Source organism: Leucobacter luti, assembly GCF_019464495.1.
GTDB classification, from domain to species: Bacteria; Actinomycetota; Actinomycetes; order Actinomycetales; family Microbacteriaceae; genus Leucobacter; species Leucobacter luti_A.
The window spans coordinates 2,180,846-2,206,658 of sequence record NZ_CP080492.1; the positions used below are offsets into that span (position 1 = coordinate 2,180,846).

At 64.5% G+C, this 25,813-nt stretch carries 23 protein-coding genes and 2 pseudogenes; 18 read left to right on the top strand and 7 right to left on the bottom strand.

The annotated features are described in order from the left end of the window. Positions 1-46 precede the first annotated feature (46 nt). A complete protein-coding gene (locus K1X41_RS09835) occupies positions 47-1,057 on the top strand; it encodes a LacI family DNA-binding transcriptional regulator (RefSeq protein WP_220174482.1) in 1,011 nt (336 codons plus the stop codon). Between the two features lie 172 nt (positions 1,058-1,229). Here the strand turns inward: K1X41_RS09835 and hpaD are convergent, their stop codons facing one another. Then, positions 1,230-2,225 carry a 3,4-dihydroxyphenylacetate 2,3-dioxygenase gene (gene hpaD, locus K1X41_RS09840; RefSeq protein WP_220174483.1) on the bottom strand — a complete coding sequence of 332 codons (996 nt, stop codon included), beginning with the start codon at positions 2,223-2,225 and terminating at the stop codon, positions 1,230-1,232. 208 nt (positions 2,226-2,433) lie between these two features. Here hpaD and K1X41_RS09845 point away from each other — a divergent pair, with 208 nt between their 5' ends. Both K1X41_RS09845 and K1X41_RS09850 read left to right on the top strand, forming a co-directional pair. Next, on the top strand, positions 2,434-3,366 hold the full coding sequence (locus tag K1X41_RS09845) for a LysR family transcriptional regulator (RefSeq protein ID WP_220174484.1): 933 nt from the start codon (positions 2,434-2,436) through the stop codon (positions 3,364-3,366). 74 nt (positions 3,367-3,440) lie between these two features. Then, a complete protein-coding gene (locus K1X41_RS09850; RefSeq protein ID WP_132205337.1) occupies positions 3,441-4,109 on the top strand; it encodes a GntR family transcriptional regulator in 669 nt (222 codons plus the stop codon). 103 nt (positions 4,110-4,212) lie between these two features. On the opposite strand, the gene K1X41_RS09855 is transcribed toward K1X41_RS09850, so the two are convergent. Both K1X41_RS09855 and K1X41_RS09860 read right to left on the bottom strand, forming a co-directional pair. After that, positions 4,213-5,544 (bottom strand): DUF3500 domain-containing protein, encoded by a 1,332-nt coding sequence (locus K1X41_RS09855; RefSeq protein ID WP_220174485.1) that lies wholly within the window; start codon positions 5,542-5,544, stop codon positions 4,213-4,215. Between the two features lie 11 nt (positions 5,545-5,555). Continuing rightward, positions 5,556-6,605 (bottom strand): amidohydrolase family protein, encoded by a 1,050-nt coding sequence (locus K1X41_RS09860; RefSeq protein ID WP_220174486.1) that lies wholly within the window; start codon positions 6,603-6,605, stop codon positions 5,556-5,558. Between the two features lie 298 nt (positions 6,606-6,903). Here K1X41_RS09860 and K1X41_RS09865 point away from each other — a divergent pair, with 298 nt between their 5' ends. From K1X41_RS09865 to K1X41_RS09900, 8 genes are all read left to right on the top strand, one after another. Further along, positions 6,904-7,737 (top strand): dienelactone hydrolase family protein, encoded by an 834-nt coding sequence (locus K1X41_RS09865; protein ID WP_220174487.1) that lies wholly within the window; start codon positions 6,904-6,906, stop codon positions 7,735-7,737. Between the two features lie 70 nt (positions 7,738-7,807). Beyond that, positions 7,808-9,160: an FAD-dependent monooxygenase gene (locus K1X41_RS09870; RefSeq protein WP_220174488.1), complete on the top strand. Its 1,353-nt coding sequence runs from the start codon at positions 7,808-7,810 to the stop codon at positions 9,158-9,160. Then, positions 9,157-9,639: a YybH family protein gene (locus K1X41_RS09875; RefSeq protein ID WP_132205326.1), complete on the top strand. Its 483-nt coding sequence runs from the start codon at positions 9,157-9,159 to the stop codon at positions 9,637-9,639. Before K1X41_RS09870 ends, K1X41_RS09875 begins: the two co-directional genes overlap by 4 nt. Beyond that, positions 9,636-10,490, top strand: coding sequence for a fumarylacetoacetate hydrolase family protein (locus tag K1X41_RS09880; protein WP_132205324.1), 855 nt, complete (start codon positions 9,636-9,638; stop codon positions 10,488-10,490). The genes K1X41_RS09875 and K1X41_RS09880 overlap by 4 nt, the downstream gene beginning before the upstream one ends. Position 10,491: 1 nt before the next feature. Then, entirely contained in the window at positions 10,492-10,926 is a 435-nt protein-coding gene (locus tag K1X41_RS09885) for a RidA family protein (RefSeq protein ID WP_132205322.1), read from the top strand. Positions 10,927-11,007: 81 nt separating this feature from the next. Beyond that, positions 11,008-12,558 carry an ABC transporter substrate-binding protein gene (locus tag K1X41_RS09890; protein ID WP_220174489.1) on the top strand — a complete coding sequence of 517 codons (1,551 nt, stop codon included), beginning with the start codon at positions 11,008-11,010 and terminating at the stop codon, positions 12,556-12,558. Positions 12,559-12,736: 178 nt separating this feature from the next. After that, the gene (locus tag K1X41_RS09895) at positions 12,737-13,684 is read left to right on the top strand and encodes an ABC transporter permease (RefSeq protein WP_133616429.1); all 948 of its coding nucleotides are present in this window, start codon (positions 12,737-12,739) and stop codon (positions 13,682-13,684) included. After that, positions 13,681-16,383 carry an ABC transporter ATP-binding protein/permease gene (locus tag K1X41_RS09900; protein ID WP_220174490.1) on the top strand — a complete coding sequence of 901 codons (2,703 nt, stop codon included), beginning with the start codon at positions 13,681-13,683 and terminating at the stop codon, positions 16,381-16,383. The genes K1X41_RS09895 and K1X41_RS09900 overlap by 4 nt, the downstream gene beginning before the upstream one ends. 61 nt (positions 16,384-16,444) lie before the next feature. Here K1X41_RS09900 and K1X41_RS09905 read toward each other — a convergent pair whose 3' ends face one another. Together K1X41_RS09905 and K1X41_RS09910 are read right to left on the bottom strand one after the other, a co-directional pair. Continuing rightward, a complete protein-coding gene (locus K1X41_RS09905; RefSeq protein ID WP_220174491.1) occupies positions 16,445-17,200 on the bottom strand; it encodes a response regulator in 756 nt (251 codons plus the stop codon). Further along, on the bottom strand, positions 17,197-18,540 hold the full coding sequence (locus K1X41_RS09910) for a sensor histidine kinase (RefSeq protein WP_133616432.1): 1,344 nt from the start codon (positions 18,538-18,540) through the stop codon (positions 17,197-17,199). Before K1X41_RS09910 ends, K1X41_RS09905 begins: the two co-directional genes overlap by 4 nt. A gap of 122 nt (positions 18,541-18,662) precedes the next feature. On the opposite strand from K1X41_RS09910, the pseudogene K1X41_RS09915 reads away from it, so the two are divergent. The 7 genes and pseudogenes from K1X41_RS09915 to K1X41_RS09945 all read left to right on the top strand — a co-directional run bounded on the left by K1X41_RS09915 (position 18,663) and on the right by K1X41_RS09945 (position 24,292). Next, positions 18,663-19,561, top strand: a pseudogene (locus K1X41_RS09915) (ABC transporter ATP-binding protein). Continuing rightward, complete coding sequence (locus tag K1X41_RS09920) at positions 19,558-20,682, top strand: ABC transporter permease (RefSeq protein ID WP_220174492.1); 1,125 nt, start codon at positions 19,558-19,560, stop codon at positions 20,680-20,682. The pseudogene K1X41_RS09915 and the gene K1X41_RS09920 overlap by 4 nt, the downstream one beginning before the upstream one ends. 328 nt (positions 20,683-21,010) lie before the next feature. Then, entirely contained in the window at positions 21,011-21,418 is a 408-nt protein-coding gene (locus K1X41_RS09925; RefSeq protein ID WP_258566732.1) for a cytidine deaminase, read from the top strand. Between the two features lie 180 nt (positions 21,419-21,598). Beyond that, complete coding sequence (locus tag K1X41_RS09930) at positions 21,599-23,035, top strand: DHA2 family efflux MFS transporter permease subunit (RefSeq protein WP_258566733.1); 1,437 nt, start codon at positions 21,599-21,601, stop codon at positions 23,033-23,035. A gap of 134 nt (positions 23,036-23,169) precedes the next feature. Continuing rightward, positions 23,170-23,511: a thiamine-binding protein gene (locus K1X41_RS09935; protein WP_220174494.1), complete on the top strand. Its 342-nt coding sequence runs from the start codon at positions 23,170-23,172 to the stop codon at positions 23,509-23,511. A gap of 194 nt (positions 23,512-23,705) precedes the next feature. Further along, positions 23,706-24,149 (top strand): hypothetical protein, encoded by a 444-nt coding sequence (locus K1X41_RS09940; protein WP_220174495.1) that lies wholly within the window; start codon positions 23,706-23,708, stop codon positions 24,147-24,149. Further along, entirely contained in the window at positions 24,146-24,292 is a 147-nt protein-coding gene (locus K1X41_RS09945; protein WP_220175878.1) for a hypothetical protein, read from the top strand. Before K1X41_RS09940 ends, K1X41_RS09945 begins: the two co-directional genes overlap by 4 nt. Before the next feature lie 390 nt (positions 24,293-24,682). Here K1X41_RS09945 and K1X41_RS16130 read toward each other — a convergent pair. Beyond that, positions 24,683-24,991 (bottom strand): annotated as a pseudogene (locus K1X41_RS16130) (AAA family ATPase); the annotation flags it as partial. 69 nt (positions 24,992-25,060) lie between these two features. Beyond that, positions 25,061-25,756, bottom strand: coding sequence for an AAA family ATPase (locus K1X41_RS09955; protein WP_220174496.1), 696 nt, complete (start codon positions 25,754-25,756; stop codon positions 25,061-25,063). Positions 25,757-25,813 lie beyond the last annotated feature (57 nt).

A 25,813-nucleotide genomic window follows, 5' to 3' on the forward strand; every position in this document is an offset into this window, starting at 1 on the left:
CGCACACGGCCCGGATGGGCCCCGAACGGTGGCAGACGGAGGCGACATGGCAGCGAGTATCCGCGACGTCGCGAGCGAGGCAGGCGTCTCTGTCGGCACCGTCTCGAACGTGCTCAACCGCCCTGATCGTGTTGCAGCCGCCACGATTGCCCGGGTGCACGGAGCGATCGAGCGGCTGGGATTCGTGCGCAACGATGCTGCCCGCCAGCTCAGGGCCGGGCGCAGCCACAGTTTCGGCCTCGTGGTGCTCGACACACGAAATCCATTCTTCATGGACGTTGCGCACGGTGCGCAGAGCCGCGCACTTGACGACGGCTACACGGTGCTGATGGGCGGCAGTGATGAGTCGAGCGAGCGGGAGTCCAGCCTGCTCGAGATGTTCGAGGAACATCGCGTCGCGGGCGTGCTGATCTCCCCGGTGCACACGGACCTGTCGCAGTTGCGACGGCTCCGAGACGGAGGGATCCCTGTCGTACTCGTCGACCGTGGCTCGAGTGATCAGTCGTTCCCCTCGGTGTCGGTGGACGATGTCGAAGGGGGGCGCATTGCGGCGCGGCACCTCCTCGAAATCGGACGCACGCGGATCGCATTCGTCGGTGGCCCGCGCAGTATCGAGCAGGTGTCCGATCGTCTCGCCGGGGTCACCGAAGTGATGGCCGCGCAACAGGGAGCCGCGCTCGAGATATACCCCACGCAAGCGCTCAGCGTGCTGGAGGGGCGGCGGATCGGCAACGAGCTCGCGCTGCTGCCGCCAGATCGCCGGCCGGACGCGGTGTTCGCGGCCAATGACCTGCTCGCGCTCGGGGTGCTCCAGGCGCTCGTCATGACCGGATCGCTGCGCGTACCCGAAGACATCGCGCTCATCGGATACGACGACATCGACTTCGCGAGCTCTGCCGTCGTTCCGATCACCTCGGTACGTCAGCCCGCGTTCGAAATCGGTGCCACCGCCGTCGATCTCCTGCTGCGCGAAGCCGAGGCTGGCCGCGGTCGCGCCCGCGAGCAGATCGTGTTCCAGCCCGAGCTCGCCGTGCGGGCGTCGACCGGTGGTGCATAGCCCGGCCGATGGTGCTCCGTTCTGCTGGGCGCAGGTGTGCGCTGCTCCACTGGCCGGCCGCACATCATCGGCGATCGATCGAACGAACGTGCAGGTGTGGTGAACCCTCGTGGCGACGCATTCGCCGAGACGCTATTCAGACGTGAGTGAGGGGCGCTCCGCCGCGCGGCGGTTAGTGCAAGCCGAGGTAGGTTTCGAGTGTTTCGGGGGAGGCCTGCAGCAGCGGATCTCGTACCGGCTCGGCCGGGAACTCGCTCGCCTCGAAGAACCAGCGATGTGACGCAGGCATGCCCCAGAGTTGCGCACGGCGTGGATTGCTGATGTCCCACCGGATCGGTGGCGTTTCGAGATCGATGAACTGGTAGTGCGTATTGAACAGCTCCACGCGGTGTTGGTCCGGATCCCGGAGATAGAGGAACAGCGCGTTGCTGATCCCGTGTCTGCCCGGCCCGCGGTCGATCTCATCGCCGAAGCCGAGTGCCCCAGCCACATCGGCTGCGTGCAGCAGCGACGCCCCGTCCGGCACCGCGAATGCGAAGTGGTGCAGGCGGGGCCCGCGGCCGTTCGTGAAGACGAGGTCGTGTGTATTGCCCTTGACCTCCATCCAGGACCCCCACAGCTCGTCAGTACCGTCCTTCGCCGTGTACTCCGACATGCGCATCCCGAGCCCCGTCCAGAACTCAGTCGCCCGCTGCACGTCGTACGTCACCACCTGGTAGTGATCGAGTCTCTGTGGAGCGCCCGCGACGAACTCGTTGTACCGCTGCATTTTGCGGTCCACCACGTCCATTGACGAGGTGAACTCCATCAGCGTGCCAACCGGATCGCGGAACTGCAGTGTCGGGCCTTGGTAATCCCGCTCAACCCGCTGGTGTTCGATCCCGGCCGCTGTGAAGAACCGCTCAGCAGCGAAGATGTCCTCGTCCGTGCGCACGCGCAGCCCGATGCGGTGGGCCTGCGCCACGTCGGCGCGCTCCAGCACCAGGCTGTGGTGCGCGGCCTCCTCGAGCCCGCGCAGGTAGACGACATCGTCGGTCTCAGCGGTCACGACGAGGCCAATGACATCGCGATAGAAGTCTCTGCTCCGCTCCAGATCGGTGACCCCGAGAGAGACGTGGCTCGCTCGTGTGATCTGGAACTCGGGATGCGGGTTCGTGACGGGAAGCATGGGCTGCCTTTCTTTCGTGTGAATTACGTGAATTGCTCGATTGTGCGACTGCCGTCGACTGCGTGGCGTGCCCAGCGCACTGCGGCATCACCCGCACGACGCCGCGCGTACTGCGTGGTTCCAGTCTTGGCCGATCGAGGCGTGACCGGAACCGCTGATTCGCCTAGACTGGCCATAGTTTGCGGCTATAGAGAGTGGCTTAATATCAATGTCGATTGAACTCCGTGCCCTGCGGTACTTCGTTGCCGTCGTCGAAGCTGGCTCGCTCACCGCCGCGGCCGCCCAGCTGCGGCTCTCCCAACCGTCCCTGAGCGTCGCCATCTCGCAGCTCGAAACCGAAGTCGGCGTCCCGCTGCTCACGCGCTCCTCGCGGGGGGTTGAGCCTACGGGCGCTGGCCGCTTCTTGCTCGACGCCTCTTCCCGTGTGCTGGGGGACGTTGCTGAGATCAGCGCCACGCTTTCGCGTTTCGGTGCTGGGCTCGCTGGCTCACTCACGATCGCGGCGGTCCCCGTGCTCATGTGGGCGCGGGTGCCCCGCCTGCTCCGAGACTTCGCGCGTGCCTCGCCCGAGGTTGAGGTGCGGCCGCTGGATCCGCCTCCGTGGGTCGCGCTCGATCTGTTGCAGCAGAACCGAGTGGATCTCGCCGCCGTGCTGGTGGCAGATCCGCGCCGCTTTGCGCGGCGCCACCGCGACGAGTTCAACATCTTCGACTGGGGAGCGGTGCCGATCGTGGCCGCGCTGCCGCCCGAGCTCCGGGCGCCAGACGACGCAGCACTCCCGCTCCCGCTGCGCGCATTCGACGCCGCCACGCTCGTGCTCCCGCACCGCACTGCCGCTGTGCCGAGTCTGCCGGAATCGGTCGAGGCCGCGTTCCGCACCCACGGGATCGTGCCGGGTGCGATCCGCACCGTTGAGACAATCCAGGGCGGCATGCCGCTCATTGAAGCGGGGCTTGCGTGGGGTCTCCTCCCAGATCCAGATCACGGCAGCCTCGAGCGGTTCAATGTGGCAGTGCGGCCTGTGCACCCGGCTCCACAGCCGCTCCGGGCGTTGGTGCTGACACGTAAGGGCCAGACGACAGATCCGGCGCTGCGTCGTTTGCTGGATCATATTCCAGACGCCGCCTCGAATCGTGTGTGAAATCAGATAGGATTAGGGTGAGTTCCTGCCGACGCAGCGTCGTGTCGGAAAGGAAGTTCTCGAGAGAGGCAAAGATGGCCAAGAGCAAAGCAGAGCAGTGCTACGACATCCTCAAGTCCAAGATTATGGACGGTACCTACGGGCCCGGATACCGGCTGGTCATTGATCAGCTCGGGCGCGAGCACGGAATCAGCTCGGTCCCGTGGCGCGAGTCGCTGCGCAGGCTCGAAGCTGAGGGCTGGGTGGATATCGTCCCCAACTCCGGCGCGCTTGTCAAGACGTTTGACACTGGCACCTGGAAGCGTTCGATCCGCCTCCTCGCGCGGCTGCAGGGACTCGCCACGGCGCTTGCCGCATCGCGCATGACGCCGGAGGACATTGCCGCGGCCCGTGGCCTGAACAACGATATGCGAGACGCGATCGCGAACTTCGACACCGCCACTTTCGGTCGCCTGAACCGCAAGTTTCACCAGTTCATCTGCTCGCACTGCGACGACGAGCGCCTGATCGAACTCGTTGACACCGAGTGGACGCGCATGGATATTATCCGCCGATCGGCCTTCTGGTATGCGCCAGGCCGCGCGGTCGCCTCCCTCGCGGAGCACGACGCGATCCTTGACCTCATCGAGGCGGGCGGAGATGCGGAAGCGATCGAAGCAGCGGCGTGCAGCCACGACGTCAACACTCTGAATGCGGTGCTGGAGCACGACGAGCGTCGGATTCACGAGGAGACAGCGCTCTAGCCGCGCCGCGCTCCAGCAACGCTGGGATCCGCACGCGCAACGATGTACACAGCGCGGCGCCTGGGGAAATCCCCGGCGCCGCGCTGTGTACCGTGGCAAACCGCTATTTGTCACCGCGAGCGACCCGCCACTGCGCGAGATACGCTTTGCCGTAGTCGTTGCCGTTCGGGTGGCGCAGCGTGGTGTGCACGTGGAACCGCGCGGGCAGTCGGTTGCTCAGCCAGACGCCAGCGTGGTGATCCAGCTCCGCCAGCACCGTCGGCCCCTGCACGCGGAAATAGAACGGCTGAGAGCCGTCCGTTGCGCCGTACCAGGACAGCGTCGTCTCCGCGAGATGCGCGGCGACTTCCGCGATCGTCGCTGCGCGATGTTCGTCGCGCAGCAGCAGGAAGAAGTCCTCGATGATGCGCAGTAGCGTGGCTTGCTGCGCGTCATCGAGCTCAGACGCCAGGATCCCCTCCTGCGGCACCACGCGGTTGTCCCGGAACGCCCCGGCAACGTGCCGCTCATCCGCTGGGTGCAGTCGCCCCTCCGGCATCGCGGGATCCAGGACCGAGCCAAACACCACGGCGCGCGAGCGCTGCGTGGGTGTCAACGATTCCGCGAGCCGGATCGCCAGCCGCTCGCGCGCGTCAAACAGCGGCGGCCGCTCACCCTCCGCCAGCGCCGGTTCGGCCCCGAGGAACACCGGTGCAATGACGTTGCGCCCGGCAACCGAGACGAAATTCAGTGCGACGTGGTGGCCAAACAGCTGCCACCCCCACGGTGCATCGGCCGCTGGATCGCCGAACAGCGCGAACCAGTAGCTGCGTGGATTCATGATCGTCGGCAGCTCGACGAGCTCGCCGAGGTAGCCGTTGAGGTCCATCGCCTCGCGCACCCGCTCAAAGCCCGCGGGGCTGAGCGATGCGCGCACCACACCGAGCGCGGCGTCAACGACCTCAGTGCGCTGATCCTCGAGCCGCAACCCGGTGCGGAAGAACACGAACTCGGGGTTGCTCCACCCGCGCCACTCAGGGGCATCGAGCGGGTAGTGCACTGTGGCCTGCTCGGAGTCGGTGAGCAGGTCGAGGAGGATGGCGGCCGCGGCAGCCGGCGCGGGATCGGCCGGGAAGACTCCGCCCGATCCCGGGCGCAGCCGATGCACATCATCCCGCACGACACCGTCAGTGGTGATGCCAACAAACGGTTCGTCGTAGAGCCCGCGCCAGGAGTCGAGCAGCTCTCTGAGGAATGGTGCTTGGTATCGATCCGCGGCGAACTCCTCGTAGCTCATGCCGCGATACGGCGCGAGCACCGGATCGCCCAGATCGTAGAGGTGTTCGTGGTAGCTCCCGGAGGACAGCTCGATCGACTCGGACCGGCCGCTCGTGCGGTCGGTCGAGAAGAACTCATCGATGTCGTTGGCCTGATCCGGAGCGTCTGGCGACGTCATGCTGGCCCCGGCTAGATCGGCAGGTTGAACAGGCGCTTGGCGTTGCCCGAGAGCACGAGCTCGCGATCCGCGTCGCTGATTTCCAGCTCGTTCTGCACGAAGTCGACGCCCTGGCCCATCCAGCTGTAGAACACGGGGAACGAGGAACCAAAGAGGTAGTGATCCGCGCCATTGATCTTGAGCGCGGCCTCAACCTGATCCTTGCCCCAGGAGTGCGGGTGGGTCATGTCGAAGAAGATGTTCTCTTCGAGGTACTGCTTGATCTTCTCGCCGCCGGTCGGATCGAGTCGCTGCATCGCCTCGGCCTTGTTCGTCTTGTGCGGGGTCAGCAGCGCGGTGTTCGCGAACCAGTTGCCGCCCATCATCGTGTGGATGAAGCGCAGGCCGGGCATGCGGTCGAACATGCCGCTGAACAGCTCGCGCCCGACGGCAACGCCCTGGTCCACGATGCGGCCGTATTCGCGGCGGAGGTTCGTGTAGTCGATCACGGACTTGTACTCGACGGGGAGCGGGGTGTGGTGCACCACGACCGGGATATCGAGCTTCTCGATCACCTTCAGGTACGGCTCGAACACCTCATCGTCGAGGTAGAGCTGACCATAGTGGCAGGCGAGCTGCACGCCGACGGCGCCGAGCTCGTTGACGCAGCGCTCCAGTTCATAGACGTTGTCCTTGCCGCCCCACGGGGGAACGCACGCGGTGGTGAACAAGCGGCCGCCTGATCGGGACACGATGTCCGCGGCGTTGTCGTTGACTGCTTTGCAGGTTTCGAGATCGAGCCACTCCTGCCACACCGGCACGCGCATGACCCCGTAGTCGACGCCGGCCTCGTCCATCGCGGTGAGCTTTGACTCAACCGAGTAGTCTCCCTCGACGTAATTGAGGTTCTGGTACCCCTTCGGCTTCTCGAGAATCAGTTGTTTCTTCCCACTCTCCATCGTGGTGACCGAGGCGATCTCGCCAAACCCGCGCGGTGCGCTGTTGAGAAAGCCGTTCAGAATCTTCTCGTTGGTGAAGAGGTCCTCCGGCAGATGGTGGATGTTGATGTCGACAACGGTCATGTCGAGTGCTCCTTCGTGGTGCTGCTTCGTTGCGGTCCGGGATGAGCGCCCCCTCGCTGAGCGGGAGGCCATCGTGTGTGAAATCATACGTGATTTTCGATTCGACGGATAGTGATGCGAGCTCGTCGGGGTGGAAGGCGGGGTGCATTTCCCCGATCAAGACGGCTTTCCGGGTGACGTTACGGAGTGCTCCGCGTGGTCGCGGCGCGCGCGGGATTGATCATATTGATGATCGCACTTGAAATCGTGTGCGATCTTGCGTACGCTCACAATCGCGTTCAAGGAGGAATGAAAACACATGATCGAGCTCGTCACGAGGGACATCGCCTACCGGCACGGCGGCACCGAAATGCTCGGCCTGCTCGTCGCGCCCACCGGTGCCACGGGCCTCCCCTCGGTGCTGCTCGTGCACGATGCCTTCGGGCTGGGCACCGAGACCCAATCCATCGCGTCTCGCCTCGCGGCGCTCGGCCTCACCGTGTTCGCGGCCGACGTCTGGGCCGGGAGGCAGCTGCCGGCGTCGCCAGCTGAGATCGGCCCGCTGATCGGCAGCATGGTGGCGGATCGCGCCCAGTGGCACGGTCGCGTTGCTGCAGCACATGCCGCGGCCATCACGCAGCCTGAAGTGGATCCGCGCGCTGTCGTTGGGCTCGGCCACTGCTTCGGTGGATCCTCTGTGCTGGAACTGCTGCGCACTGGGGCGCTGCTCGACGCCAGCGCGAGCAGCGGGGCCGGGGCTGCCAGCGTTACGCTGCGCGGGGTCGTCGCGATCCACGCTGGGCTTGACCTGCTCGCTGAGGACTGGGACACAGCCGCGGCGGCTGGCGCGGCAAAGAAAGCCGACGCAGGATGGCTCGCGCCACGAGTGCTGATTTGCAGCGGGGCAGACGACCCGATGGCCACCCCGGAGCAGCACAGGGTGGTGCAGGCGGGGCTTGACCGCGCCGGGATCGACTGGGAGCTCGATCTGTACAGCGGCACGGTGCACGCGTTCACAAGTCCGAACGCGGCGCACTCGCCCGAACCGGAAGTTTTCAATTACCACCCGGCGAACGCCGGGCGCGCTTGGAACGCGACACTGCGCTTCCTGCGCGAGATATTCCCCGAAATGAGCGGCACCGCCAGTCCTTGAAACCGGGCAACCCGTAAGCCAGAACGACCACATCGCCGCATCGCAGCCCCAGAGTACAGAGGAGTACCACGTGAACATCGCAATCATCGGAGCAGGCCCGGGCGGGCTCATCACCGCGCTCCGGCTGCAGCAACAGGGCTTCGCCCCCACGATCTATGAGACTGTGCCAGAACTCAAGCCGCTCGGCGTCGGCGTTGACATCAAGGTCTACGGGCTCAAGGAGATTGAGGAGATCGGGCTGCTCGAAGAGTTCCGGATGATGTCGGTCGACGCGGTCGACTCGGTGTTTTACAACCACTTCGGCCAGGAGATCTACGCCGAGAAGTGCGGCGTGCACATGGGCTATGAGCATGAGCAGCGCTTCGTGCACCGTGGCGAACTCCAGATGCTGTTCTATCGCACGGTGCAGAAGCGACTGGGGAAAGACGCGATCGTTCTGGGCGCCCGCGTTGGCTCCTACGAGCAGGACAATGCTGGTGTGACACTGCACCTGGAACACCGCGACGGGCGCTCCGAAAGCGTCCGCCACGACGCTGTGATCGCGGCCGACGGCATCAATTCGGTCGTGCGCAAGCAGATGCACCCTGAACTGTCCGAGCCGCACTACTCAGGCATCACCATGTACCGCGGCACGACGCTGCGCGAGCCGTACCGCGACGGTCACACGATCCTGCACATCGGCGATCCGCGGATCTCCTCAATGATTGTCTACCCGATCGCCGACAATTTTGAGGGCAGCGGCAAGACGCTCGTGAATTGGGTGGTCGAGGCGGAGCGCGACGAATCGGTTGAAGACTGGAATCAGCTCGGATCCGTCGATGAGATCCTGCCGTTCTACGAGAGCGTCGACATCGACTTTCTCGATGTTCAACAGTTGATCGCAGACGCACGGGAGGTGTACCTCTTCCCGTTGATTCGACACGAGCCCCTTGAGACCTGGGTTGATGGGCGCGTGGTGCTGCTCGGCGACGCTGCGCACGCGATGTATCCGCGCGGCGGCAACGGAGTATGCCAGGCCTTCCTCGACGCACGCGTCGTGGCGGAGCAGCTCGCGGCCCACTCTGATCCGCACACCGCCTTTCTCGCCTACGACGAGGCGCGGCGCGTTCCGGTGAACCGAATCGTGATGAACATGCGCGGCGAGGGCTACGAGGTGATCCGGCGCATGGTGGCCGAGCGCACCGAGGGGAGACCGCTTGCGGATCGCGCGGACATCGAGGGCGTGCTCCCGCTCGCTGAGGCCGATGAGCTGTTCTCGAACTACCATCGTCTCGTTGGCCAGCCATTGCGCGCCGGCCACGACACCTACTCGAGCGGGTTCCGTACCTGGGAAGCCGAGGCTGTCCCCGGATCGGCGATATCCGAAGCCGCAGTTCTGGCGCCAGCGCCGGCCGAGGCTCCGCGCGGGGAGTCTGCACTGTGAGCGTCGTTGAGACCGCTTCGGCCGAGATCGAGGCGGCACTGCTCGCGGCCGAACACCGTCGTCAGCGCGCGCTCGTCGACGGCGATATCGATACGCTCACCGATCTGTTCGAAGACAGTATTGTGCACGTGCACGCTCCCGGTGTGGTGCAGGGGAAAGCTGAGCTACTCGAGCACGTTGCCGTGAGACGGCCCTACCTAGAGATCACGCGCGGTGCGCTCACCTTTCGCGTGGTGGGCGACGTTGCGATCGTCACTGGCGTGCTCACGAATCGGATGCGCGCGCCGGGAGGCGGCGAGCGCACACTCAGCGGCCCCGTCACGCAGGTGCTGCACCGCGGGGTCGACGGGGCCTGGCGCTTTGTGAGCTTCCACATGACCCCGTTCGGGGAAAAAGTGTGGGGCGAACTCCCTTCGGAGCAACACGGCGAGCGGACTGCTGAGCAGACTGCCTTCGCAACTGAAGGGGAGACCTCATGAAGCTCGCACGCTTCCGCACTGCGGACGGAGTGATCCGGCTGGGCCGTGTTGACGGCGAGCAGATTACCGATCTCGCTGCTGTGACCAATGGAAACTCCTCGCTTCGCGAGCTGATCCCCGAGCTGGATCGTCGCCGCTCCGAGCTGCTCGCGGCCGAGGGGGAACGCTACGCGCTGGCGAGTGTGACACTTGAGGCGCCGATCGACGCACCGCAAAAGTACTTGGCGATCGGTATGAACTACCGTGAGCATGCTGCAGAAGCGCGCGCCGCCGGGATCCCCACCCCCAAGAATCAGCTCTGGTTCAACAAACAGGTGTCGTGCATTGTTGGTCCCACCGCTGACATCGTCAAGCCGGACGTGTCGGACGCGCTGGACTACGAAATCGAGCTCGGGGTGGTGATCGGTCGCGAGTGCAGGCACGTTTCGATCGAAAACGCATACTCGGTGATTGCCGGCTACCTGGTCGCAAACGATGTGTCGGTGCGCGACTGGCTGCAGCATCGCTCGCCAACGTTCACGCTGGGAAAATCGTTCGACACGCACGGTCCGATCGGCCCGTGGCTGACGACCGCGGACGAGATCCCCGATCCGCAGAATCTGCGCATGCGCCTGACGGTAAACGGTGAGGTGCGGCAGGACTGGCGCACGGACGACATGATCTACAACATCGCGGCGCAAATCGCTGAGCTCACTACGGTGATGACGCTCATGCCAGGCGACATCATCGCTACAGGCACTCCAGCAGGGATCGGGGCCCCGACCGGCAGTTTTCTGCGCGTTGGCGACGTGGTGCGCGCGGAGATCGAGGGACTTGGCGTCATCGAAAACGCTGTGGTGGGCGAGGGCTGACATGCCCCGGAGACAGAGTATCTACCTCACCGGGTTTGCGCACGCGAACCCGGTGCCGGTTGCGAGCCGAATCGGGCCATTCGTCCACTCGGGTGTGCTCACGGGCCGTGACCCAGCCACGGGCGAGATGCCAGTCGGGCTCTCGGAGCAGTGCGCCAATGTGTTTGCGCACATCCGAGAGCTCATGGCGGCCGTTGGCGGTACCCCCGACGACATCGCGAAGATCAGCTGCCACCTCGTGTCATATCGCGACCGCGCGGCGCTGAACTTTGAGTGGGAAGTGATGTTCCCCGAGCCGGAAAACCGCCCGGCGCGGCAAGTGATGGCCGCGACGCTTGACGGCGGCGCGCTCATCCACTGCGATCTCATTGCAGTCTTGGGTGAGAGAAGTCCCGATCCGAGCCCGATCACCGCAGAATCTGCGCCACCTACCTGAACACCTCATCCCGAGATCCGAAGTTCGCAATAATGTGCAGCGGTCGTTTCCGTACGCACTGTTAGACGCAAGGAGGCGTCCATGTCCACAACGAAGTTCCTCATGAAAGCTCTAGTTCCGCTGAGTATCGCCGGCCTGCTCCTCTCGGGGTGCGCTGGCGGATCCGGAAGCTCAGGATCCGGCGGCGACAGTGCAGCGGCCACCACGAGCGACACACTCCGCGCCAACTGGGGCGGGTTCCCCGAAAGCTGGGAACCGGGTTCGCAGGCGATGGAGCCTGGCTACATGCGTGTACCGTACGAGACGCTCGTGCTGCGCCAAAAAGACGGCACGATTCTGCCGTACCTCGCAACCGAGTGGGAGTTTGGTGAGGGCGCGAAGTCGCTCACGCTCACGCTGCGCGACGATGTCACTTTCCAAGACGGTACGCCGTTCAACGCGGAGGCTGTGAAGACCAATGTCGAGTACGTGCGTGACGTCGTTGGTGGCCAGTTTGGAGGGCCGCTCGCTTCTGGAGTGGACTCGGTCGAGGCGATTGACGACACCCACGTAAAATTCACGTTCAGCCGTCCGTTTGGTACTTTCCTGGACCTGCTGAGCCAACGCAACCTGCCGATGGCTTCGCCTGCCGCAATCGCGGACGGCTCGATCAAGACGAACCCGGTCGGCACGAGCCCGTGGGCGTATGACGAGTCGAAATCGATCGCCGGCACCAAGATGTTCTTTGGCGAGTATGCGGAGTACTGGGGCGAGAAGCCGGGGTTCGCCAACGTTGAGCTCTATGGCATCGCTGACGACACCGCGGCAACCGCGGCCCTACTCAGCGGTGATCTCGACGTCACCGACACCGAACTCGACGAGCTGCCGCGCATCGAGGCAGCGATCAATGTGGAAACGTTCGACTATCCTGCGATCCGCGTCAACCTTAACTTTTTCGACCGCGGTACTGGTGGGGTATTCGAGGATCAGCAGGTTCGTGAGGCCCTGTGCTACGCAATTGACGGCAGCGTGATCGCCAGTCTGAGCGAGGATCGCACTGCTGAGACCCAGCACTTTATCGAGGGTGAAATCGGCTACAACCCTGAGATTGTCGGCTACGACGCGAACCTCAAGAAGGCGAAGGAGATCTGGGCGGAGCTCGGCAACCCCGAGATCACGGCACAAATCGGTGCAGCGCCGTTCAACAAACAGGAGATCACCGTTCGCGCCGAGCAAATGAGTCAGCTCCCGAATGTGAACATCACCGTGCAGGAGTTGACTGCTCCCCAGTACTTCTCCACCTGGAATGCGGGGAGCTACCCGCTGGGCGTCGGCAACAACGCCCAGATCACGCCTGCGGACTGGTATGGCAGCTGGTTCTCTGAGAACGCGCCGTTGAACACATCGAAGACAGTGAGCGAGAAGCTCGCTGGCCTTGCTGGGAAAGCACTCGGATCCACGGGCACGCCAGATGCGGATGCGAATTGGCAAGCGGTGATGCAGGAGATCTCGGACGAGGCGCTGGCGTGCAGCCACTCCGTCAACCTCGAGAGCATCGCGTACAACACCGACACCGTTGCTGATGTGCAACCGGCGATTCAGGTCTGGGAGCAGAACCTGATCGATTACCGCGCGGTCAAGCCGGCGGCATAGCCGCTCTAGCCGCTCACATTCAATCAGCCCATTCCGTCGGTGGCTGCTCAGGGGTCGGATCCAGTCGCTCGTAGCGTCTGAGCCCGGATCCGGCCCCGCAGCGGGTCATCAGCACCAGAACGAACCCTGAGGAGAAGGAAACAATGGCATCTCGCGTGATCACACCGAGGGAGGGACGATGCTGAAACTCATTGGCACGCGTCTCGCGCTCGTGGTGCCGCAGCTCCTGCTCGTGTCGGCCCTGGTCTTCTTGCTCGTGTATCTCGTACCAGGGAGCGCGGCGTCGCTCATCCTCGGCGACGCGGCCGCGAGCCCCGAGGAGATCGCTCGCGTCGAGACGCAATTGGGCCTGGACCAGCCGTTCTTCGTGCGGCTTTTCGGGTGGATCGGCTCCGCGTTGCAGGGTGACCTGGGGACCTCTTTGCAAAGCGGACGCCCCGTCACCGAACTCATTGCGGAAAAGCTGCCCGCCACACTGTCCTTGATCGGTGGCGGACTCATTGTCGCGATCATTGTCGGGGTGGGGCTCGGAGTGCTCGCTGGAACGCACGCTCGACGTCCGGTTGACCGCGGTGTGACGGCGATTACTTCTCTACTGCAGGCCATTCCGGAGTTCTGGCTGGGGTTACTGCTCGTGCTGGTGTTTGTCATTCAGCTCGGCGTAGCCCCCGTCGTGGCATGGGTGCCTCCCGAACAAGACTTCTTCGGCTGGATGCGCGGCCTCATTCTGCCGTCACTCGCACTCGGGGCTGGTGCATCAGCGCTCATTGCTCGCCAGACGCGCACTGCCACCGCGGCTGCGCTTTCCTCACGCTACGCGGACACGCTGACGGCAGCCGGCGTTCCCAGGCGGAAGATCATCTGGGTCTACGCGCTCAAGAACGCGATGGTTCCAGTGCTCGCCGCGGCTGCGCTCGCGGTCTCGATTCTGTTCGGCACGAGCCTGGTGATGGAGCGCGTGTTCGCCTTCCCCGGGGTCGGCTCGATGCTGGTGAATGCCGTGATCGGCAAAGACTTCCCCGTGGTGCAGGGCACCGTGCTCGTGGTGGCGATCATCATCATTGCCGTCAATCTCATCGTCGACATTTGCTACGGCATCATCAACCCGAAGGCGAGGCCGCAGTGACCCATCCAACTCCACCCAAGACCCAGGTGCTCGGAGTGCCTACTCCGCTCGGCCAGCAGCGTCAACGCCCAGCGTTCCTGCGCCGTTTTCTTGCCCAACCCGCGACGCTCCTGTCGCTCGCTTGGCTACTCATCGTGGTCCTGTGCGCTGTGTTCGCAAGCGCGCTCGCGCCATACGATCCGCTGGAAAACCAGTTCACGCCGGACGCACTCCTGCAAGGACCGAGTGCTGAGCACTGGCTCGGCACGGACGATAATGGCCGCGACGTTCTGAGTCGCATGATCTTCGGGGCGCGGATCGCGCTACTGGTTGGTCTCGGTTCCGTGCTCATCGCGATTCTGATCGGTGTGCCGATTGGTCTGCTACTCGGGTACCGTGGCGGCTGGTGGGATCGCATCGGAACGCGCTTCGTGGACATTCTTGATGCCCTACCGGGCCTGCTCGTCGCGGTCGCGGTGATCGCTATCCTCGGACGCGGACTGCCGGCGCTCATGCTCGCGATTGGACTGATTTTCGCGATGAACTTTGCCAGGATGACGCGTGCAATCACGCTGACCGAACGCGGCAAGATGTATATCGATGCTGCGAAAGTCTCGGGGCTGCGCGAGGTGTCCATCCTGTTTCAGCAGATTCTGCCGAACCTCATTGGGCCGCTCGTGATCCAGGGTGCAGTGCTCACCGGATCTGCGATCATCATCGAATCGATGCTGAGCTTCCTCGGTATTGGGCTGCAATCCGCTGTTCCCTCATGGGGCGGTCTGCTGGGTCTTGCTGCTGCGAAGCTCGCCGTGCAGCCATTCCTCGCGATCCCGCCTGGCATCGCCATTGTGCTCACCGTGCTGTCATTCAATATGATCGGCGACGGCATCAACGACGCGCTTGCCGGAGAGAAGCGCAAACTCGTGAGGCCCGTGAAACGTGTGGCTGGGGCGCGGACTGCGGATAGTGCCACGATCTCAGACGTTGTCAGCTCACCGGTGCTGGAGGTGCGCGATCTCGAAGTGGCGCTGAACACGCCCGAAGGCACCCGCTCGCTCGTGCGCGACGTAAATTTGACGGTGAGACGAGGCGAGATCGTTGGCCTCATTGGTGAATCGGGATCGGGGAAGTCCACACTTGCACGTGCCATACTCGGGCTGATGCAGCCGGGCATCGGTGTCGCCCGTGGTGCGATCCTTCTGGACGGCGAAGACATCGCCGGCCTCGGCGAAAAAGATCTCCGCGGGATCCGTGGCGCACGCATGGCCGCGATCTTCCAAGATCCGATGGCTTCGCTTTCTCCTGTGCATTCGGTGGGGCAGCAGCTCTGTGAGACGCTGCGCACGCACGCCAAGCTTACGAAGCCTGAAGCGCGCGCTCGCGCTGCCGAACTGCTGACACGTGTTGGCGTGGCGAACGCGGCGCAGCGACTCGATGATTACCCACACCAGTTCTCTGGCGGTATGGCGCAGCGCGTAGCGATCGCCATTGCCATCGCGTCAAACCCCGAGCTCATCATCGCTGATGAAGCGACGAGTGCGCTCGATGTGACGACACAAGCACAAGTGCTCGATCTGTTGCTCGAGCTCCGCGACGAAATGGGGCTAAGTATTCTGTTCATCACTCACGGGCTCGGCGTTGCCGCTGAAGCGTGTGATCGTGTGGTCGTGATGTACCAAGGAGAAGTAGTTGAGACTGCCGGGGTGTGGGAGCTGTTCGACCGCCCGCAGCATGAGTACACAGCGCGGCTCCTCGCAGCGAACCCTGCACTGCATATGTCGGAGCGCGCCACCGCTCAGGCCATGCTCGTGCGAGATGGAAATGTGTCTGGCGGTCCGCGTGCCGACGACGGTGCGGGTGACGCCGTTCCGCTCCTGCGGGTACGTGACCTCGCGCTCGCGTACCGCACGCCCACGCTGCTCGGAGGGGCGTCGAAGCCTGTTGTCGAGGGCGTGAGCTTTGATATCGCGCCGGGCGAAACGCTCGGCCTGGTAGGGGAATCCGGATCCGGCAAGTCCACCACGGGCCGTGCCATCCTGCGGCTGCTCCCCGTGGCGGGCGGCACAATTGAGTTCCAAGGCACCGATATCACCAGCTTTGGTGCACACACGCCGTTGAGTTACCGCAAACACGTGCAGGCGGTGTTCCAGGACCCGTCGATGTCGTTGAACCCACAGCAGCCGGTTGCGGCCGCGCTCACCGCCGCGCTAGCTCGACACGGAATCGGCGACCGTGCCGAGCGGGAGCATCTCGCGGAGGTGGCGTTTGCGCAGGTGGGGCTCACGACGGACCACCTTGCTCGGCGTCCGGCGGAGCTTTCCGGCGGACAGCAGCAGCGGGTTGCGATCGCCCGCGCCTTGGTACTGCGGCCGCAACTCGTGGTCTGCGACGAGGCAGTAAGCGCGCTTGATCTGCTTACGCAGCGCCAGATCATTGATTTGCTCGCGCAGTTGCAGGAGGAAACCGGGATCAGCTACCTCTTCATTGCGCACGATCTGGGCCTCGTGCGCAATATTTGTGACCGGATAGCGGTCATGCGATTGGGCAAACTCGTCGAACTCGCAGGCACCGAACGATTGTTCAACGCACCGGAGCACCCCTATACGAAGCGACTGCTTGGTGCGACGCCCGCTGACCATCCGGAAGGGCGCGAGGAGCGCCGTCGGATCCGCACGGACTATGCACTCGCTCACGCCTCAGGCCAGATTCCAACCCCGTAGTGTGCGCCACCCCTTCCCCTCGTGCATCACGCTGAAGGTGCGCGGTGGGAGGTGGGCTGGCCTACGCGGCGCCGCGGGTGTGAGCCCAGACGACCGCCTGGATCCGGTCGCGCACGCCGAGCTTTTGCAGCACGTTTGATACGTGGGTTTTGATCGTGGACTCGCCGAGGAACAGGGCGGCTGCAATCTCCGCGTTCGAGTGCCCCTGCGCGATCAGGGTCAAGACTTCGCGCTCGCGCTCTGTGAGGCCAGCGGCATCGAGCGCGGTACTGTCCCCTGCGGGCGATACTGCGGGCGATACTGCGGGTACCGCTGTGTGCGCCCCTGCTGGCACCATCGGCGGAGCACCGGGCTCGCGTAGTGCGGGATCGGCGGCAGCGGAGCGAGCGGACTGGGTGGGTGCGCCGGCGATCCGCTCAAGCACCGCCTTCGTGACATCCGGGCCGAGCAGCGCCTCGCCCCGCGCGAGCGCGTGCACCGCATCGATCAACTGTTCGGCGCGTGAGGTCTTCAGGAGGAACCCGCTGACCCCTGCCGCAAGCGCGTCAAAGAGATAGCGATCGTGCCCAAACGTCGTCAAGATCAAGATCGCAGGTGAGGTGTCGGCCAGGATCTGCCGTGTGGCCTCGATGCCGTCCATCACGGGCATCTCCACATCCATGCAGATCACGTCGGGCCGCAGATCCCGGGCGAGCGCCACTGCTTCGGCCCCGGTCGCCGCCTCGCCCACCACTTCAAGATCGGGCTCCGACTCCAAGATGATCCGGAATCCGGAGCGCACCAGCGCCTGGTCGTCAACGAGGAGCACCCGGATCACGCGGTCACCTCCGACGAGTCGGATCGCGGTGCTGTGGGCGCGGGCCCAACGGCGGACACCTCGACAGCGGGCTCAGTGAGCCCCGCGAGCGGCACACGCGCACGCACCATAAAGCCCCCGCGCTCGCGGCGTCCAGCGGAGATTTCGCCACCGACAGCGCCGATCCGCTCGCGCATTCCGCGCAGGCCGAGCCCTGAGCCGCCGGATCGAGCCGGTGCCGCCAGGCGCTGCACCATGCCGTCGTCGCTGATTTCGACCTCCACCGCGTCGTCGCTGAAGCGCAGCCGCACCGTGGCCTCCGCAGCGCGCCCCGCGTGTTTGCGCACGTTCGTGAGCGCCTCCTGCACCACCCGGTACAGCGCGACATCCACAAGCAACGGGACGGGCCGCGGCTCTCCCGCAATGATCAGTGTTGTCGGCACTCCCGCGCTCTGCGACTCCGCAACCAAGGGCGACAACTGTGCGATTCCCACGGTGGTGGATCCGTCCTCCGCTTCTGGCGTGCGGAGTGTGTGCACGAGGCGATGGAGTTCGGTCACCGCGGTGTGCGCGCTTTCCTCGACCACAGCGAGAGCCACCGACGCCCGATCCGGATCCCGCTCCTGGCTCCGCCGTGCAGCCGCGGCCTGGATCCCCATCACCGAGACATGGTGGGCCACGACGTCGTGCAGCTCGCGCGCGATCGCAACTCGATCGAGTGCAACAGCCTGCGCAGCGCTCGTCTGCCGCTCGAGTTCCAGTTCGTGGCCCTGCGCCTCGAGCATCGCCTGTGTGCGGGCCGCACGCCACGCGCGATAGCCGAACCAGAACGCGCCGCCCAGATAGAGCAGGTTGGTGATGATGCCGATCGCCGCGAACGTGGCGAATGCCGAAAATAGGCCGGAGCGCGGGAGTCCTGGGAAGGAATCTTCGGTGGATGACGAGATGATCAATGAGACCACCAGCCAGATCATGATTGCGCAGGTCGCGCCGATCAGCGTCCACATCGCCGCGCTTCGGTTCCGCTCCCACGCACCGACGGTATAGAGGGCAAGGAACAAACAAATGTTCACAATTAAGAGCTCGGGTACCGCGAACTGACCGCACACGAAGAACCCGATCGTCACCACAATCGCCACCGGAATCGGAGCGACCCGGCGCAGCGCAAGCGGCAGCGTACACAGGCCCAGGCCGAGCACCGACACCCACAGGGGGGCCGGCTCTTCGAGGATCCCGGTGCGCGCATAGAGCAGCGCTGTCGTCGTGGCACCGAACGCCAGCACGAGCGCAATGAGCACATCGGTGCGCAGTTGCTCACGGTTGGGACGTGGCCGCGCCCACTCGACCGGGTGTTCTGTCATGGGTCAAGCGTAAGCGCGTTCCGGTCTCCCCACCTCCACCCGCAGGGGGAGTGCGTTCACCCGCCAGGGGGAGGTAGCCCACCCCACCGCAGCAATAGCGTGGACGCAACGAAAGGAACGTGATGATCGATATCTCAGGCATCACCCGCAGCTACGGCGAGCGCCGAGTGCTCGACGGGGTCAGCTTCACCGTGCAGGGCGGACGTATGACCGGGTTCGTTGGCGGCAACGGCGCTGGCAAGACCACCACGATGCGGATCATCCTCGGGGTGCTTGCCGCGGACGAGGGCACGGTCAGCCTGAACGGCAGCCCGATTACCGCCGCCGATCGTGCACGCTTCGGCTACATGCCGGAGGAGCGCGGGCTCTACCCAAAGATGGCCGTGCTCGAGCAGCTCGTGTACCTCGGTCGGCTCCACGGCATGGATGCCGCCGCGGCCAAGTCCTCCGCGACGAGCCTGCTCGAACGGCTTGGCCTCACCGAGCGCGCGAACGACACGCTCGAGAGCCTGTCGCTCGGCAACCAACAGCGCGCCCAGATTGCGGCCGCGCTGGTCCACGAACCGACCGCCCTGGTGCTGGATGAGCCGTTCTCCGGCCCGACCCAATGGCCGTCGAGGTAGTGCTCGGAGTGCTCCGCGACTACGCGGCGCAGGGCGCACCCGTGTTGTTCTCTTCGCACCAGCTCGATATCGTCGAGCGGCTCTGCGACGACGTCGTGGTGATCGGCGACGGCAAGATCCGCGCCCACGGCTCCCGCGAAGAGCTCCGTGCCGCGCACTCCGGGCGCAGCTTCGAACTCGAGTTGCACGGTCCAGGAGCAGACGCCGGCTGGGTGCGTGAACAGGCCGGAATTACCGTGGCCCATCTCGACGGCGGCTTTGTCCGCTTCGACGCCGAAACCGATCAGGCCGCGCAGGCCGTCCTCGCGTGTGCCGTGCAACAGTCCGACACCACGGTGCGCAGCTTCGCTCCCGTCACCCCGTCCCTCGCCCAGATCTTCAAGGAGGTCGTCCGATGAGCACTCCACACCTCACCACGTCGAACGCGACACATCGGCAGTTGAGTGGCCCTCAGGCGGCATGGATCGTCGCCGAACGTGAGATCACCACGCGCCTGCGCTCGAAAGCGTTCCTCATTTCGACTGGAATCCTGCTGCTCGTCGTCCTCGCCGGCGTCGTCATTGGCGGGCTGGTCTCGCAGAGCGGTGGGCTCGGCGGCGCCACGAAAGTCGCCACGGTCGGCTCGGCAGCGACGGGGCTCGACACGGCAAGCTTCGAACTGAGCGCCGTGCCGGATCGTGCGGCGGCCGAGCAGCTCGTGCGCGACGGCGACGTTGAGGCAGCGGTGGTTCCTGGTGGCGACACCGCGATCGATCTCACCATCATCGCGAACGACGATGCCCCGGTAGACCTGATTCAGGCGCTCTCCGCCGCGCCCACGATCGAACTGCTCGATCCGAGCGGCACCAGTTTCATGGCCGGCTACCTGATCGCCATGGGATTCGGCATGGTGTTCTACATGATCGCGATGACCTTCGGCGTGACAATCGCACAGAGCGTGGTCGAAGAGAAGCAGACCAGGATCGTTGAAATCCTGCTCGCCACGGTGTCCGCCCGCACGATGCTCGCGGGCAAGATCCTCGGCAACAGCATTCTTGCGCTGGGCACGGTGGTCGCGATCCTCGCACTCGCCGCAGTGGGGATGCTCGCGACCGGCCAGGACATCCTGCTCGGTGAGCTCGGTACCGCGCTGATCTGGTTCGGCATCCTCTTCGCCTTCGGATTCGTGTTGCTCGCCGCAATGTATGCCGCGACGGCCGCGCTCGTATCGCGCCAGGAAGACATTGGCTCGGTGACAAGCCCGGTGATGATGCTCGTGATGATCCCGTTCTTCCTGATCATCTTCTTGTTTGAGAACCCGGTCGCCCTCGCGGTGATGAGCTATGTCCCGTTCTCGGCACCGACCGCGATGCCCATGCGTTTGTACCTCGGCACCGCAGAATGGTGGGAGCCATTCGTGTCACTCGGGATCCTCGCCGCTACGATCGCTGGCGTTCTCTGGATCGGCTCGCGAATCTACAGCAACTCGATCCTGCGCACCGGCACCCGTGTGAAGCTCGGCGACGCGCTGAGGGGCTAGCTCCCGCGCGTGAACGTGAGTGATGGGCCTCAGCTGACTCCTCCCCGTCCGGGGAAGTCGCCAGCTGGGGCCCATCGCTCTTTCACGGGTCATTGCTGTCCTCCGAGTCCTCGCTCTCCCCGGAGTCGTCGCTGTCTCCCGAGTCGTTGCTGTCTCCCGAGTCGTCGTTGTCTCCCGAATCCTCGCGGTGGGGTTGGGGTGAGGAGCTGGGGTGGGCCGGGAGCATCGGGGTAGCCTGGACGGCATGAGCGAGAGCGTGAAGCCGCAGGCTGGTGCTGGTGCTGGTGCTGGTGCTGGTGCTGGTGCTGGTGCTGGTGCCGGATCGGGTCTGATCTCGATCGACTGGGACGCCCTGCGCGTTGCGGCGCTCGCCGCAACGACGCACGCCTACGCTCCGTACTCAGGGCTCGCGGTGGGCTGCGCGGCGCTGGTCACCGACGGCCGGGTGATTTCCGGCTGCAATGTGGAGAATGCGAGCTATGGAGTCACCCTGTGTGCCGAGTGCACGATGATCGGGGAACTGCACATGGGCGGTGGTGGCCAGCTCGTCGCGTTCGTGTGCGTTGACGGATCCGGTACCTCTCTGACTCCGTGCGGGCGTTGCCGCCAGGTGCTCTATGAAGCCGCGGCCCCGGGCATGCTGCTCGAGACGGGAGCCGGATTCCGCACGATCGATGAACTGCTGCCCGAGGCTTTCGGCCCGGCTTCGCTGCCGACGCCTCTCGACGATGCGTGATCGGTGGGCGCACCTCGCGGCACTCAGCCGCGGAGACGTCGAACGCTCAGCACCCATCGAATCACTGCACTGAGTGTCAGTCCCAAGGAGTAGTCTGTCTCGGTGATCACCAAGCTAGAGTCAACGAGCTCCCCAATCCGTCCCTGGGCCGCCCTCTGGTCGCTGGTCCTCGGCTTCTTCATGATCCTGGTGGATACCACGATCGTGTCGGTTGCGAACCCCTCGATCATGCAGGGCTTGGACACCACGATGGTCGCGACCCTGTGGGCCACGAGCGCCTACTTGCTCGCGTACGCTGTGCCGCTGCTGATCACCGGCCGCTTGGGCGATCGCTTTGGCCCGCGCCGCATGTACCTGCTCGGACTCTCGATCTTCACACTGTCCTCTCTTGCGTGTGGCCTGTCCGGCAGCATTGAGCTGTTGATCCTCGCCCGCGTCATGCAGGGGCTCGGCGCTTCGCTGATGACTCCGCAGACGATGGCCGTGATCACGCGCATCTTCGCGCCGCGCGAGCGCGGTTCAGCGATGGCGGTGTGGGGTGTGACCGCCGGAGTTGCGACCCTCGTCGGCCCCATCCTCGGCGGATTCCTGCTCGATGCCTGGGGCTGGGAATGGATCTTCTTCATCAACGTGCCCGTTGGCGTGCTGGCGTTCGTGCTCGCAATGCGCTTTGTGCCGAAGCTGCCGACGAGCGCACACCGCTTTGACTGGCTCGGCGTGATCCTGAGCGCCGTGGGAATGTTCCTCGTGGTGTTCGGTATTCAAGAGGGCCAGAGCTACGACTGGGGCGTCATCTGGGGTCCGATCTCCGTGTGGGGCATGATCATCACGGGTGTGGCGATCCTCGTCCTCTTCGTGGTCTGGCAGCGCGTGCAGCGCGGTGAGCCCCTGATCCCGCTCCAGATTTTCCGCGATAGGAACTTCTCCGTCGGATCAGCGGTGATCGTCACGGTTGGCTTCAGCGTCACTGGCATGAGCCTGCCGCTGATGTTCTACCTCCAGCTCGTGCGGGGCCAAACCCCGACACAGTCCGCGCTCATGATGGTGCCGATGGCGGTGCTCTCAATTGCGCTCGCGCGCCCAGTTGGCCTGCTCATTGATCGCCGCGATCCGCGCAGGATCCCGATCATCGGTCTGCTGATCGTGGCCGCGGGCCTCGTGGGGTATGTGCTCCTCGCGAAGCCGGACACCCCGATCTGGATGCTGCTCATCCCGAGCGCGATCCTCGGCGTCGGAAACGCCTTCATGTGGGGGCCGATGGCCTCGCTGACCACGTTCAGCCTGGACCCGGAACTCGCGGGAGCCGGCTCTGGCGTGTACAACACGAGCCGCCAGGTCGGTGCCGTGCTCGGCTCGGCCGCTATGGCAATGCTCATGGACTCGCGGATCACGGCGCTGCTCGGTGAACAGGCGGCCGCTTCAGCTGGCCACGCGGCAGGCGGTGGCGTAGCGGCCTTGCCCGAGCCACTGCGCGAGGGCTTTGCCACGGCCATGATGCAGTCGATCATGATGCCGATGAGCGTGATACTCATTGGCGCGTTCATCGCGATCTGGTTTGCGCCGCGCCCCGCGCGCACCGGCGAGATTAAGCTGCCGAACACGGTGTCAGTCGACTAGGCGCTCCCGTCCATTTCCTCCTCAGGGCGCGGCGTCTGAGCAATGCCAGTGCGCAGCACCCTGAGGTGTCGTGCGGCGGCTGTCGCGACTGGGGGTAGCCTGCTGTCACACGCACTCCCGATGAAAGGCACACCATGATCCTTGCATTCTCCGTCGCACCCAACGGGGTCGGCCCAGCCGGACCAGCAACGAGCGAATCGGGATCCGTCTCACACGCGGTCGCAGCGGCGGTGAAGGTGGTGCGCGAATCGGGACTGCCGCACCGCACGAGCAGCATGTTCACCGAGATCGAGGGCGAGTGGGACGAGGTCTTCGACGTCGTGAAGCGCGCCACGGAGGCGGTGCTGCCCTATGGGTCTCGCGTGTCGCTCGTGATGAAGGCCGACATTCGGCCCGGCTTCGAGGGCGAGCTCGACGGGAAGCTGGAGCGGCTGGAGCGCGCGATAGACGACACGCAGGGAAAGAGTGCAGGCTAACGTGCGGCACGCGCACGCCCCAACGGTGGACAGGGCTGCTGGTGTTCTCCAGACGCTTTGAGGTCGTGATTCCCGGCCCTCGTGTTGAGGACGCGAGGAAACTCTCGGTGACCTACGCAGTGAAACGCGACCAATCTCCACTGTGGATTCGGATCCGCGATGATCGGAGGGGGAGAGCCCGCATCACCGCTCGAATGAAGACTCATACGGTGCACTCGTTCGGCGGCGCCTACGTCCCCAACGGCACCTTGCGAGGGCGGATCGAACAGGCCCTGCCAGGCGAGTTGGGAGCAGGACCAGCTGGCGTGCGGGTTGTTGGCCATATGAGGTGGGGCTTTGCGAGCTATGTCGTATGGACCATGCTTGCTCTCGCAGCGGCGATCGGCAGTATGGCTGTGGCATACAGCAACGAGGTGATCAGCTGGTTCATCCTCGCCCCACTCGGCGTAGCTGCGATGCACCTGTTCATACTTCTTCCCATGCTCCGCAGTGACCCACCGCTGATCGCTGAAGAACTGCGGGTCGTGTTCCAGGGGGAGGCCGAGGCGCGTGAGTTGCGTCGATTGCGCGAACTCACTGAGCGGTACATTCCCGGGATTGAGTTCCCGCCTCGGGAACGAGGTTCCGCTGGTCAATGACGGCGATGATCGGATCAGCGCAGCCCTGGGGTACGCGTCTCGCGGACGCCTCTCTTCTGCGGGATGACATTGCGGGAAGCAAGACGATGCTTGCCACCTACGAGATTCGGTTCAGTTTTTGGATCGTTATCACTGAACTGTGAGCGGTTTCGATGAAAGTCGATTGTGGTGAACGCTGCCGCAGACTCCCTCGATCGCCCAAAGGTTGAGATTGAAGCAGTGCTCACTGCGCCCATTGTCTGGTGCAAGCCAGCTCGTGTTGGCGGCTTGCAACGGCGCGGGTCAGTTGCCTTCGGATTGTGCTGTCGGAGTGCCCGTTGTGCCATTGCGCAAGTGAGCCCATCGGTCGAGTCGTTGACTAATGGTGTGTTCGTATCCGTGGGCAGTGGGCTCGTAGAACGTTTCTCGGGGGAGACCGACGGGGAAGTAGTTGGCGCCGGAGAAACCGGTGTCAGTGTCGGGGTCGTATTGGTTCCTTTGCCGTAGCCGAGGTCCTTCATCAGCCGCGTGGGCGCGTTGAGGATGTGTGGTGGTGGCATCAACGAGCCGGTGCGTTTTGCGGCCGCCCGCGCCCGATTGAACCCCCGGTAGATCCCAATTGATTTGGGGGCGGTGGCGAGGTAGAGCACCGCTTGCGCGATAGCAAGTTCGCCCTCGGGTGAGCCAAGTCGGTCATAGACATCCCATGCTGCGAGGGCCTGTTGCACGGCATCGGGGTCAGCAAGGCCGATATCTTCGTTCGCGAACCGAGTGATTCGTCGTGCGATAAACAGAGGATCTTCTCTGCCATCAAGCATTCGTGCAAGCCAGTACAGGGCGGCATCATGATCAGAACCCCGCATGGACTTATGAAGCGCGGAGATGAGATTGTAATGGCCTTCTCGGGCCTTGTCATAGAGCGGGGCCCGCTTCTACACAGCGGCTGCCAGTGCGGCCGAGTCGACTGGCGCGGGGAGGGCCTGCACCTGCTCGACCATGTTTAACAAGTACCGACCATCGCCGTCGGACATGGTGATAAGCGCGTTGCGCGCGTCGTTGTCAAGCGGTAGGCCCCCGGCGAACAACTGCTCCGCCCGTGCGACGAGTGCTCCGAGGGTCATGTCGTCGAGGCGTTTCAGGACGAATACCTGGCAGCGTGACAACAACGCACCATTGAGCTCGAAACTCGGATTCTCGGTAGTCGCTCCTACGAGCACGATGGTGCCATCCTCGACATACGGGAGGAACGAGTCCTGCTGGGCGCGGTTGAAACGGTGGATTTCATCGACGAAGAGCAGAGTGCCCTGGCCGACCTCCCTCCGGCGCTGCGCGGACTGGAAAACGCGCCGGAGATCCGCAACTCCGGCGAAGGTGGCCGAGAGCGGTTCGAAGGCGAGGTTCGTCTGCTCAGCGAGCAACCTGGCAATTGTTGTCTTTCCGCACCCGGGCGGCCCCCAGAGCACCATCGAACTCAAGCGGTTTGCGTTCACCATCCGCCCGATGGGAGAGTCTGCTGCGAGGAGATGATCCTGACCGACGACATCGGACAGGCTGAGCGGCCGCAGGCGGTCCGCGAGTGGACGGGAGGCATCATCGACATTGAACAGTGATGGTGTGTGCTCAGTCACGGTCGACCTTTCGTGAGGTGGCGCGGACGATCGTATGTTGCCGCCCTCGAACGTGTC